At 57.4% G+C, this 12,555-nt stretch carries 11 protein-coding genes; 10 read left to right on the top strand and 1 reads right to left on the bottom strand.

Annotated elements, in window-relative coordinates; genetic code table 11:
* Positions 1–18 precede the first annotated feature (18 nt).
* The 9 genes from dtd (at position 19) to GT019_RS18975 (ending at position 10,683) form a co-directional block, all read left to right on the top strand.
* Complete coding sequence (gene dtd / locus GT019_RS18940) at positions 19–462, top strand: D-aminoacyl-tRNA deacylase (RefSeq protein ID WP_161744745.1); 444 nt, start codon at positions 19–21, stop codon at positions 460–462.
* 164 nt (positions 463–626) lie between these two features.
* Positions 627–785, top strand: coding sequence for a hypothetical protein (locus GT019_RS31605; protein ID WP_201755456.1), 159 nt, complete (start codon positions 627–629; stop codon positions 783–785).
* A gap of 688 nt (positions 786–1,473) precedes the next feature.
* Positions 1,474–2,724, top strand: a complete 1,251-nt coding sequence (gene hisS, locus GT019_RS18945; protein WP_161744746.1) for a histidine--tRNA ligase — start codon at positions 1,474–1,476, stop codon at positions 2,722–2,724.
* A gap of 47 nt (positions 2,725–2,771) precedes the next feature.
* Positions 2,772–4,589 (top strand): aspartate--tRNA ligase, encoded by a 1,818-nt coding sequence (gene aspS / locus GT019_RS18950; RefSeq protein WP_161744819.1) that lies wholly within the window; start codon positions 2,772–2,774, stop codon positions 4,587–4,589.
* A gap of 81 nt (positions 4,590–4,670) precedes the next feature.
* Positions 4,671–5,426 carry a tRNA threonylcarbamoyladenosine dehydratase gene (locus GT019_RS18955; RefSeq protein ID WP_161744747.1) on the top strand — a complete coding sequence of 252 codons (756 nt, stop codon included), beginning with the start codon at positions 4,671–4,673 and terminating at the stop codon, positions 5,424–5,426.
* Entirely contained in the window at positions 5,423–6,082 is a 660-nt protein-coding gene (locus GT019_RS18960) for a YdeI/OmpD-associated family protein (RefSeq protein WP_161744748.1), read from the top strand. Before GT019_RS18955 ends, GT019_RS18960 begins: the two co-directional genes overlap by 4 nt.
* Positions 6,083–6,298: 216 nt before the next feature.
* The gene (locus GT019_RS18965) at positions 6,299–7,648 is read left to right on the top strand and encodes an Nramp family divalent metal transporter (RefSeq protein WP_161744749.1); all 1,350 of its coding nucleotides are present in this window, start codon (positions 6,299–6,301) and stop codon (positions 7,646–7,648) included.
* Between the two features lie 116 nt (positions 7,649–7,764).
* Positions 7,765–9,069 carry a replication-associated recombination protein A gene (locus GT019_RS18970; protein WP_161744750.1) on the top strand — a complete coding sequence of 435 codons (1,305 nt, stop codon included), beginning with the start codon at positions 7,765–7,767 and terminating at the stop codon, positions 9,067–9,069.
* Positions 9,070–9,321: 252 nt separating this feature from the next.
* Entirely contained in the window at positions 9,322–10,683 is a 1,362-nt protein-coding gene (locus GT019_RS18975) for a hemolysin family protein (protein WP_161744751.1), read from the top strand.
* A gap of 91 nt (positions 10,684–10,774) precedes the next feature.
* Here the strand turns inward: GT019_RS18975 and mnmA are convergent, their stop codons facing one another.
* Positions 10,775–11,872, bottom strand: coding sequence for a tRNA 2-thiouridine(34) synthase MnmA (mnmA, locus tag GT019_RS18980; RefSeq protein ID WP_161744752.1), 1,098 nt, complete (start codon positions 11,870–11,872; stop codon positions 10,775–10,777).
* Between the two features lie 250 nt (positions 11,873–12,122).
* Between mnmA and cymR the strand changes: the two genes are divergently transcribed.
* A complete protein-coding gene (gene cymR, locus GT019_RS18985; RefSeq protein ID WP_161744753.1) occupies positions 12,123–12,542 on the top strand; it encodes a cysteine metabolism transcriptional regulator CymR in 420 nt (139 codons plus the stop codon).
* The last annotated feature ends 13 nt before the right edge of the window (positions 12,543–12,555 follow it).

The following is a 12,555-nucleotide window of genomic DNA, read 5'->3' on the forward strand; positions in this document are numbered from 1 at the left end:
GGGGGAGTACAACCGAAGATGAAAGTAGTCGTGCAGCGAAGCAAGGAAGCGGCCGTGCTGGTCGACGGTGAGACGGTCGGCTCGATTGCGAAGGGCTTGGTCCTGTTGGTTGGGATGACGCATGAGGATACGGAGACAGACATCCGCTGGATGGCCGATAAAGTCGCGGGACTCCGCATCTTCGAGGACGAGAGCGGGAAAATGAACTTGTCCGTCGCCGAGATCGGCGGCGCGATCTTGTCCGTCTCGCAGTTTACGTTGTACGGGGATTGCCGGAAAGGCCGACGGCCGAACTTCATGGCGGCGGCGCGCCCGGAGCAAGCTTCGGCGCAGTACGACGCGTTTAACGAAGCGCTTCGCGCGGCTGGCCTCACGGTGGCAACCGGCAGGTTCGGGGCGATGATGGACGTGAATTTCACCAACTGGGGACCGGTTACGCTGATCGTGGACAGCAAGGCATAGCAGACTAGAGAGGGAAGCGGCATGCATGTGCCGTCTTTTTTTGCGTTTTCGATAGCAGTCGCTTTTTTTGCCGTGCCGTGTTGAAAAGCGTCGATGCGGGCACACTAGAAGCTGACAACGCAGCGCGGACGAACGCGCGCGAACCAGTGGAGGTCGAACCCGGCATGCATCAATCGCGAAAAGAACAAGGCATCCAACGAACATCGAAACGGCTGCTGTTTGCCGATCGGCGGGAAGCGCTCATGCTGGCCCGCGAGGAATCCGGTATCGAGGCCGGCGGAGAATTGGGCAGAGCGTCGGTCATTCCGTCGAAAGCGCCGTAATTCGGTTAGACTGGCAGATTGGCATCCAATAAGGCACGGATGGCAGCGATATCGCGATTCTTGCAAGTAACCGCTTCATATCTTGTAATGAAACTGTAACCTGTTTTCAATGATTCTCTAACATGCTGTGCCTATAATAAAAGTCGACCCCCTTTTTTGAATATATTGTTGATGGACCTACAACTCGTTTGTAGGTTTTTTTCTGTCCTTCGTTGGATAGGATCCTAGTTGCAGCGGATGTATATTGACAGGGCGAAACTGGAATGATATGATATATAAGATAATGTAACGATCCGTTGATAGGAAAGTTTCGTTCTACTTGCACCGACTCAGAGAGGGATTCCTTGGCTGGAAGAATCCTTGGCGTGCTTGAACGAAATTGACATCCTGGAGGACATGCGGCGAACTTGCAGGCACAGCTTCACCTTGCTCAGTAGCTGTATTGCGTAGCCGGGCGTTAACCGGATAAAGCGAAACGACGGCGATTCAAGCTGCGCGTTTCGGAATGTGGGTGGTACCACGATAGCCTTGTATATGACAAGCTCTCGTCCCTTTTGCCTGAACAAGGCGGAGGACGGGGGCTTTTTTGGTGGCCGGATTACGGCATGCACGGCCGGTGCCGCCAATGAATCAGATGCTTCCGCAGCGGGCGCATGACCCGTTAGATGACTTCGAGGAGGAATAGACGATGGCTTTTCAGAAGCCTCCGGGCACGCAGGACTTTCTGCCGGGCGCCGTGGAGAAATGGCAGTTCGTCGAGCGCGTGGCGCGCGACATTTGCCGGCGGTTCAATTTTCGCGAGATCCGCACCCCGATGTTCGAGATGACGGAATTGTACAAGCGCGGAGTCGGCGAGACGACGGATATCGTCGAGAAAGAGATGTACACGTTCACGGACCGGGGAGACCGCAGCCTCACGCTTCGTCCGGAAGGCACGGCGGGCGCCGTCCGCGCTTACGTCGAGAACAAGCTCTACGGCGAGCCGGACCTAACGAAACTTTATTACATCGGGCCGATGTTCCGCTATGAGCGCCAACAGGCGGGACGCTACAGGCAATTCCATCAATTCGGCGTGGAAGCGCTGGGAGCGGTCGATCCGGCTTTGGATGCGGAGGTCATCGCGCTGGGGTACGCTTTCTACGCGGAAGTGGGCTTGAAGGACGTCCGGGTGGAAATCAACTCGGTGGGCACGCCGGCGGTACGCGCGGTTTTCCGGGAGAAGCTGCTCGGCTTCCTCGAGCCGATGCGCGACACGCTCTGCAAGGATTGCCAGGCACGGATGGACCGCAACCCGCTTCGCGTGCTGGACTGCAAAACCGACCAACATCGATTCGCGGAGGCGCCTTCCATCTTGGACAGCCTCGACGAGGAATGCCGTACGCACTTCGAGTCGCTGAAGCAGCACTTGACGGGCATGAACATTCCGTTCACCGTGAACCCGCGGCTCGTGCGAGGCTTGGATTACTACACGCACACGGCGTTCGAATACAAGGCGGAAGGCATCGGCGCGATCGACACGGTCGGCGGCGGAGGCCGGTATAACGGGCTCGTGGCCGATATCGGCGGTCCCGATCAGCCCGGCGTCGGATTGGGTCTGGGACTCGAACGTACCGTGATGCTCTTGGAAAGCCAAGGCGCCGAGCTCGAGAACCTGCATCAAGTCGAGGTGTACCTGGTCGGTTTGGGCGAAGCCGCGGAGCGCGAAACGACGCGTCTGCTTCAAGGCCTGCGCATGCGCGGCATCGCCGCGGAGCGGGATTATCAAGGACGCAAGATGAAGGCCCAGATGAAGTCCGCCGACCGGCTGCGGGTTCGCTTCACGGCGATCCTCGGCGACGACGAGCTGCAGCGCGGCGAGATCGCCTTGAAAAACATGGCGACGGGCGAGCAGACGTTCGTGGCGCTTGACGCGCTTGCGGACGCGATCCGAGGCAGCTAGGTTACTTCATACCAATCATAATAAAGAGGAGTCGAACATTAAACATGATGATGCTCAAAACGCATGCATGCGGAACATTGACGAAAGCGGACGTGGGCCAAACCGTTACGCTGAACGGCTGGGTACAGCGCCGCCGCGACCTTGGCGGCGTATTGTTCATTGACCTGCGCGACCGTACCGGTATCGTGCAAATCGTCTTCAACCCGGACTTCTCCGGCGACGCCCTGGCGATCGCGGACCGCGCCCGCAACGAATTCGTGCTGGCCGTTCGCGGCCAAGTGGTGGAGCGCGATGCCGATACCGTCAACGCGAACATCGCGACGGGCGAAATCGAGATCCGCGTAACGGACATCGAAATCATGAACGCGGCGAAGACGCCTCCGTTCCCGATCGAAGACGGCGTAGAAGTCGACGAGTCGCTTCGTCTGAAGTACCGCTATCTGGACCTGCGCCGCCCGGAAATGCAGAAAACGCTGCTGCTTCGCTCCAAGGCCGCGAAGGTATTCCGCGATTATCTCGACGGGCAAGGCTTCGTCGACGTCGAAACGCCGATTCTGACCAAAAGCACGCCGGAGGGCGCGCGCGATTACCTCGTGCCGAGCCGCGTGCATCCGGGTGAATTCTTCGCCCTGCCGCAATCGCCGCAAATCTTCAAGCAGCTGCTCATGGTCAGCGGCCTCGAGCGTTATTACCAAATCGCGCGCTGTTTCCGCGACGAAGACCTTCGCGCCGACCGTCAGCCGGAATTCACGCAGGTCGACATCGAGACCTCGTTCCTGTCCCAGGATCAACTGCTTGATCTCATGGAAGAGCTCGTCGTGATGCTGTTCAAGGAAACGATCAACGTGGACATCCCGCGTCCGTTCCAACGCATCACGCATGCGGACGCGATGAACAAATACGGTTCGGATAAACCGGATCTTCGTTTCGGCATGGAGATGGAAGACATCACCGACATCGTGGCGACGAGCGACGTGAAAGTATTCGCGTCCGTATCGGCAAGCGGCGGCGTGGTCAAGGCGCTGAACGCCAAGGGCTGCGCGAGCTGGAGCCGCAAGGAGCTTGACGACCTGCAGCCGTTCGCGGCGCGCTACGGCGGCAAAGGCCTCGCTTGGGTCACGGTGAAGGAAGGCGAATGGCGCGGCCCGATCGTCAAGTTCTTCAAGCCGGAGGAAATCGCGGCCATGACGGCGCGTCTCGGCGTCGAGGAAGGCGATCTGCTCCTGTTCTCCGCGGACAAGAAGAAAGTCGTGGCGGACGTGCTCGGCAATCTGCGTCTGAAAATCGGCAAGCAGCTTGGCTTGATCGACGAATCCAAGTTCAAATTGGAGTGGGTCGTCGACTTCCCGCTCCTCGGCTACGACGAAGAAGCGAAGCGCTACGTGGCGGAACACCATCCGTTCACGCGCCCGAACGAAGACGACCTGGCGCTATTCGAGACGAACCCGGGCGAGATCCGCGCGCAAGCGTACGACCTCGTGCTGAACGGCTACGAAGTGGGCGGCGGTTCGATGCGGATCTACAAACGCGACGTGCAGGAAATGATGTTCAAAGCGCTCGGCTTCTCGCTCGAGGAAGCGCATGAGAAATTCGGCTTCCTGCTCGATGCGTTCGATTACGGCACGCCTCCGCACGGCGGCTTCGCGTTCGGTTTCGACCGTCTCGTCATGCTGCTTGCCGGCCGCACGAACCTGCGCGAGACGATCGCGTTCCCGAAAACCGCGAGCGCGACGGACTTGCTCAGCGACGCGCCGTCCGAAGTCGATATCTCGCAGCTGCAGCAGCTTCATATCCGCACGATCCAGAAAGCGGCGAAGCAGACTGAGGCCGCGGCCGCGGGAACGGCGCCGGCTCCGCAAAACTAATCCATGCCCCGGCTTTCGTCCGTCCCCCAGGCGGGCGGAAGCCGGATTCGTTATTTATTGCCTTTGGAGGTGCGTTTAATAATGCTGCATCAATTTTCCCGGACGGAGCTGGCGATCGGCCCCGAGGGGTTGGATATAATGAGAGGGAGCACGGTTGCCGTGCTCGGCATCGGCGGCGTCGGGGCCATTGCCGCGGAAGCGCTCGCGAGGACCGGCGTCGGCCGCCTGATCCTGATCGATAAGGACGTCGTCGACATCACGAACATCAATCGCCAGATTCATGCGCTGACGACGACCGTCGGCCAGCCGAAGGCGGATCTGATGCGCGACCGGATCAAGCTGATCAATCCGGATTGCGACGCCATCTCGCTTCGCATGTTCTACACCGAAGAAACGTACGAGAAGCTGTTCGAGTACAAGCTGGATTACGTCGTCGACGCATCGGACACGATCATCTACAAGGTTCATTTGATCAAGCAATGCCTGGAGCGGAACATTCCGGTCATCTCCAGCATGGGGGCCGCGAATAAGATGGATCCTTCGCGGTTCCAGGTGGCGGATATTTCCAAGACGTCGATGGACCCGGTTGCCCGCGTCGTCCGCCAGAAACTGCGCAAGGAAGGCATCAAGCGGGGCGTGAAGGTCGTGTTCTCGACCGAAGAGCCGATGAAGCCGCGCGAGGACGTCACGCAGCGGATCGTGCCGGAGAACGCGCCGGAGATCCGCAAAGCGAAGCAGCCGCCCGCGAGCAACGCGTTCGTGCCGCCGGTGGCGGGCCTGATCATGGTCGGCGCGGTCGTGAAAGATTTGCTCGAAACGGGAGGAAAAGCCGAATGAACGTAGAGCTCATGAACAAACTCCGGCTTTCGCTCGATATGCGCGTCGCCCTGCTGGAAACGCCGGACGATTCGTACAAGGAAGCGCTCGGAGCGGAGGGCGCCGAACCGTTCAGCGAGATGGACGCCGGCACGTATGACTTCGTCATGCTGTTCGCCAAGGACATCGCCAGCTTGAACGAACATGCGCCCAAAGCGCTAAAAGCGGTGAAGAAGGAAGGGCTGCTTTGGATCTGCTATCCCAAAGGCACGTCCAAAATCAGAACGGACATCAACCGCGACCGCGGCTGGAAAACGGTCAAGGAAGAAGGCTGGGAGGGCGTGTCGTTGGTCTCCGTCGACGATACCTGGTCGGCCATGCGCTTCCGCCCCGTCGGCCTCGTGCAGGCAGGCGCCAGAGCGAGCCGAGCGGCGGATGCGAGCCGCACGGCCGGCACGTCGGCGGTGAGGGAACTCGTCATCCCGGACGACGTCAAAGCGTCGCTCGCCGCAGCCCCCGAAGCGGAGGCGTTCTTCGCGGGGTTGGCGCAGTCGCACCGCAAGGAATACGTCCGCTGGATCAACGAAGCCAAGCAGGAAGTCACGCGCGCCAAGCGCATCGGCGAGATGACGGAGAAGCTGGGGCAGCAGCTGAAACGGCCTTCGGACAAGCTCTAATCGCTTAGGATGCTAGCGCAAAACAGGTTTATCGGATCACGATCCGATAAACCTGTTTTTTTGTTACAAGCCACGAAATTTGTCCCAGTCAACAAAAGTTTCCTTGATGAAACTTTTTTGGTGTTGTACAATGAAATCAGGAAACAATGGTTTACCGCCTGCATATGTGTAGGTAGTGACATAACATACAAAACGATCACGAAGAGGTGAAAGGCAATGAGCACCAATCAACCGGCACCGGTTACCCGAGAGAGCGGCTGGAGGCAATCCCGAACCCAGAATTCGCTTCCGGAAGTATATCGATCGATGAAGATCCCGAAGCACGGCTCCTGGTTTCGAAAATTTCTCGCCTTCGCGGGACCGGGTTACTTGGTCGCCGTAGGCTACATGGATCCCGGCAACTGGGCGACGGATCTGGCAGGCGGATCGAAATTCGGTTATTCGCTGCTGGCCGTCATCCTGCTTTCTAACCTTATGGCGATTCTGCTCCAAGCGCTCGCCGGCAAGCTCGGCATCGTGACGGGACGCGACCTTGCGCAGGCTTGCAAGGATCATTACAGCAAGCCGGTAGCGATGTCGTTGTGGGTGCTCTGCGAGCTTGCCATCGCGGCCTGCGACCTTGCCGAAGTCATCGGATCGGCGATCGCCCTTAATCTATTGTTCGGCATCCCGCTGGTTGCCGGGGTAATATTAACCGTATTGGACGTGCTTCTCGTCCTGCTGCTGCAAAATAAAGGCTTTCGTTTTATCGAGTCGCTCGTCATCGTGCTGATCGTGACCATCGGCGGTTGTTTCCTGATCGAGATGTTCTGGTCGCAACCGCAAGTCGGCGAGGTCATGAAGGGCTTTATTCCGAGCACGGAGATCGTTTCGAATCCGGCCATGCTTTACATTGCGATCGGCATCCTGGGCGCGACGGTCATGCCGCATAATTTATACCTGCACTCCTCCATCGTTCAAACGAGGCAGTACGACCAGACCGAGCTCGGCAAACGCCAAGCCATCAAATACGCGACCTGGGATTCGACCATCGCATTGTTTTTTGCCTTGTTCATCAACGCGGCGATTCTCATCATCGCGGCCTCGACGTTCCATACCGCGGGACATACGGACGTCGCCGAGATCGGGGAAGCTTACCATCTGCTGTCGCCGATGCTGGGAACGGCGGCGGCGAGCATCCTGTTCGGCGTGGCGCTGCTGGCATCGGGCCAGAACTCGACGCTGACGGGCACGCTGGCCGGCCAAATCGTCATGGAGGGCTTTCTTAACATCCGGCTCAAACCATGGCTGAGGCGGTTGATTACGCGGATGATCGCGGTCATTCCCGCGGTGATCGTCACCTGGCTGTACGGCGCAAGCGGCACGGCGGATCTGCTCATCTTGAGCCAGGTCATCCTGTCCTTGCAGCTGAGCTTCGCGGTCATCCCGCTCGTGAAATTCACGAGCGACAAGAAGAAGATGGGCAGCTTCGCCAATCCGCTCTGGCTGAAAGTGCTGGCTTGGTTCGTGGCCGTCGTCATCGCCGGACTGAATATTTACCTGCTGTACCAAACCTTTGCCGGTTAAACCGAGCGAATACGGGAAGCCTTCTCCGTGCGGAGAGGGCTTCTTTCTTGTTCGGGCGACCATGGCGAACGTGTGTGCTTGTATGATATGATAGTCCGGAAAGGAACGTGATTCGGATGGATTTATTTACCTACTGCCAAGAGGAAGAGCAGCCGCGGGCGAAGCTGCTCGCGGATCGGATGCGACCCCAAACCATAGACGAGTACATCGGCCAGCGCGAGGTCGTGGGCCCGGGCAAGCTGCTCCGCAGGGCGATCGAGGGGGACCAAGTGTCCTCCATCCTTCTGTACGGTCCGCCCGGCTGCGGCAAGACGACGCTTGCGCATATTATATCCAAACGGACGCAAGGCGATTTCGTGAAATTAAACGCGGTCGAAGCGTCGGTGAAAGACGTCCGCGCCGTGATCGACCAGGCCAAGATGACGAAATCGATGTACGGCCGCAAAACGATTCTTTTTCTCGACGAGGTTCACCGCTTCAACGCCTCCAGGCAGGATGCGCTGCTGCCGGCGGTCGAACAGGGCATCATCGTGTTCATCGGCGCCACGACGGAGAATCCGTTCCATTACGTGAACGGCGCGCTGCTATCCCGTTCGACCTTGTTCCAATTGGAGGCATTGACCCGGGAGGACGCGCTGGAAGCCATGCGCCGCGCGCTTGCCGATCCTGCGCGAGGGCTCGGATTCATGAAGCTCCAAGTCGAAGAAGAGGCGCTTCAGCACATCGCCTCCATGGCGGGAGGCGACATTCGCCGCGCGCTTAACGCGCTGGAGCTGGCCGCCGTGACGACGCCGTCCCAGCATGACGGATCCGTGATCGTCACGCTTGAGGTCGCCGAGGAATCGATCCGCAAGCCTACGATCCGCGCCGACGAATCGACGCAATACGACGTGCTTTCCGCTTTCCATAAGAGCGTCAGGGGCTCGAGCGACGCGGCGCTGTTTTGGTTCCTGTACGCCGTCGAGAAACTCGGCATGGACCCCATGACATTCGTTCGCCGCTTGATCGTGGCCTGCAGCGAAGATATCGGGCTGGCCAACCCGCAGGCTATGGTGCAGGCCGTGACGGCGATGGACGCTTACCATAAGATCGGCTGGCCGGAAGCCAAATACAATATCGCGCAGGCGATCCTGTTCGCGGTGGAGAGTCCCAAGTCCAACGCGGCCGCGGTGGCGATCGGCAACGTCATGCAAACGATCGAGCGCATCGGTTCGGCCGAAGTGCCGCTTCATCTCCGCGATACGCACTACAGCGGCGCCGAGAAGCTTGGCCACGTGGGCTATCAATACCCGCACGATTTCCCCGGCCATTACGTGAAACAGGCTTATTTGCCCGAGCGGATCGCCCATAAGAAGTTTTATCAAGCGACGCAGCAAGGAATGGAAGACAAGATTCGTCAAAACCAAGAACGGCGAAAATAACACCGGATTGTTCTCAAATCGCATAAACGGTAGCTGGAGCGCGAAAACAGCGCATAAAGGCCGACCTTTACCGAATAAACATGAGTATAACCCGAATACGGGCCAGAAGGTGGGATGGCGGCATTTGACGTAAAGAGACGTCATCGTCTAATGTAGTATTATAAAGGAACTTTATAAATTTCAATTCCCTGAAGGAGGTGCACCTGTTGGTCGTGATTGCGGCTTTAGGCGCGAACGGCAAACAGGGAATCGTTGAGTAGTGACCCGTTACCCATATTGTGGAGCATCTTATTGATTTTCGTGCTCGTTTTTTTGAACGGATTTTTCGTTGCCGCCGAGTTTGCCATGGTCAAAGTAAGAAGCAGCCGCATCGATACGCTCGTGCAGGACGGCAATCGCCGGGCGCGCTTCGCATCCGCGCTGACGACCAATTTGGACGCCTATTTGTCGGCTTGCCAATTGGGCATCACGCTCGCTTCGCTCGGACTTGGCTGGGTAGGGGAACCTACCATCTCGCATTTAATCGAGCCCTTGCTTGAGAAGCTCCACTTCACCCCCGTCGCCATATCGACGGTATCGTTTATCATCGCCTTCTCCGTCATTACGATTTTTCATATCGTGCTCGGCGAGCTGGCTCCCAAGACGTATGCGATCCGCAAGGCGGAAGCCGTGACGCTGTGGACGGCCGTGCCGTTGATCGTATTTCACAAAGTGATGTACCCGTTCATTTATCTCTTGAACGGCATGGCGAACCGGATGCTGAAGAGCATCGGCATCGAACCAGCAGCCGAGCATGAGTCGGCCCATACGGAAGAAGAAATCCGCATTTTGATGAAGGAAAGCCACAAATCCGGATTAATCGACAATACGGAGCTGACGCTGGTCGACAATATTTTCGATTTTGCCGAAACCCATGCCAGAGAAATCATGATTCCACGCACCGAGATGATTTGTCTGTACGCCAACCTGTCTTTCGAGGAAAACCAGGCGATTGCGCTGAAGGAAATGCATACCCGTTATCCCGTATGCGACAAGGACAAAGACAACATCATCGGCTTTATTCATATAAAAGACCTGTTGAAAGTGACGCATCAGGGGATTCACGACATCCGTCACATCACCCGTCCGATGACGACGGTGCCGGATTCGATGCATATCAGCTCGCTGCTCAAGCTGATGCAGAAGAAGAAGACGCAAATCGCCATCCTCATCGACGAATACGGCGGAACGTCCGGCTTGGTCACGTTGGAAGACATCATGGAAGAAATCGTCGGCGAAATCCAGGACGAATTCGACGAGGAACGCGCGGACATCGAAGCGAAGGAAGATGGCACACATTCCATTAACGGCATGATGCTGATCGAAGAAGTGAACAGCTACTTCGGAACGGAGATCGAAAGCGACGATTACGATACGATCGGCGGCTGGATGTACGCGCAGATCGAGAACCCGCCTTCGAAGGGACAACGCATCGTCTATCCGGTCGGCTTCGAATTCATTATCGAGGAGACGGATCATCTTCGCATATCGCGGATTCACATCCGCAAACGGACTATCGAGGAAGAAGAAGCCGCCATCGTGCAGGAAGAAGAGTTTCAAGCCGAGACGGGCTAAGTCGCGCTCTCCCCGGATAAATCGCAAACGTAGCAGCGCATAAAAAAGAGGCGTTCGAATCATCGAACGCCTCTTTTTGCATCTATAAACGTTACTTCGTCACGATATCGATCGTACCGCCGCCGAGGCAGACGTCGCCATCGTAGAAGACGACGGCTTGACCCGGCGTGATGGCCTTCTGCTGCTGATCGAACACGACTTCAGCCGTCGTGCCGTCCGCGCGGAACGTAACCTTGACCCCTTGATCCGGCTGGCGGTATCTGAACTTCGCCGTGCAGGAGAACTCGCCTTGCGGTTTGGCCGGCGCGATCCAATTGATGCCGGTTGCCGTCAAGCTGGAGGAGTACAGGCTCGGATGCGTATCGCCCTGCACGACGTAAAGGATGTTCTCCTTCAAATCCTTATCCGCGACGAACCAAGGTTCGCCATTGCCGGAGCCCCCGATGCCGAGGCCTTGGCGCTGGCCGAGCGTGTAGTACATGAGACCGTCGTGGCGGCCTTTCGTCTCGCCGGTCGCGATGTCGACCATCGGGCCGGGCTGGGCCGGCAGATACCCGCTCAGGAATTGTTTGAAATTCCGTTCGCCGATGAAGCAGACGCCGGTGCTGTCTTTCTTCTTGGCGGTTGCCAGACCGAATTCCGCGGCGATGCGCCTGACTTCCGGCTTCGGCAGATGGCCGATCGGGAACATCGCTTTCGCCAGCTGGTCTTGTCCGAGCGCATGCAGGAAATACGTTTGGTCCTTGCCGGCATCGACGCCGCGCAGCAGCTTCGATTCGCCGTCCGCGGTCCGCTCGAGGCGGGCATAATGGCCGGTTGCCAAGTAATCGGCGCCGAGCTCCAGCGCCTTCTGCAGGAATTCCCCGAATTTAATTTCGCGGTTGCACATGACGTCGGGGTTCGGCGTGCGGCCGTTCCGGTACTCGTCGAGAAAATAGGCAAACACTTTGTCATGATAGGCTTTCTCGAAATTGACCGTATAATAAGGGATGCCGATCTGATCGCAGACGCGCCGTACGTCTTCCGCGTCGTCTTCGGCCGTGCAATGGCCGAACTCGTCGGTATCGTCCCAGTTTTTCATGAAAATGCCGATTACATCGTAGCCCTGCTGCTTCAAGAGCAGCGCGGTCACGGAGGAATCGACGCCGCCCGACATGCCTACGACGACGCGCGTATTGGAATTGTCCATGATTGCTCCACCACCTTGAATAGAAGCCCATTCTTTGCCGGAAGGCAGAAAAGGGCGCTTAAGATTCTATTGTATCACACTTTTACCGCACACTTCATGTCGGTTTTCATGAAAGTGTCATCGTTTTTTCAACATATTGTTGCGCGGTTATGTTAACATAGATATGATATGGGAATACCATGAATTGTAATCTATTACCATCCGGAACCTTTAAATAAGAGATCGTTTCGTCGGAGAAGAGGTGTTCGATTTGAAAATTTCAACGAAAGGCCGATACGGCCTGACCATCATGATGGAGCTCGCCGGCAAATTCGGGGAAGGTCCGACTTCGCTGAAGAGCATCGCGGAGCGCAATCAATTATCGGAGCACTATTTGGAGCAGCTGATCGCGCCGCTGCGGAACGCGGGGTTGGTCAAGAGTATTCGTGGCGCTTACGGCGGCTATATCCTGTCCAAGGAACCGCATGAGATTACGTCCGGGGACGTGATCCGGATTCTCGAAGGCCCGATATCGCCCGTCGATTTCACGGAAGAAGACGATCCGGCCAAGCGCAACCTGTGGCTGAGGATCCGCAACAGCATCGCCGAAGTGCTTGATTCGACGACGCTCGCGGACCTTGTCTCGTACAAGGAAGAGATCCGGCAGGACTCTTACATGTTTTATATCTGAGGATGATGAGACC

Source organism: Paenibacillus glycinis (assembly GCF_009909185.1).
GTDB lineage: Bacteria > Bacillota > Bacilli > Paenibacillales > Paenibacillaceae > Paenibacillus_Z > Paenibacillus_Z glycinis.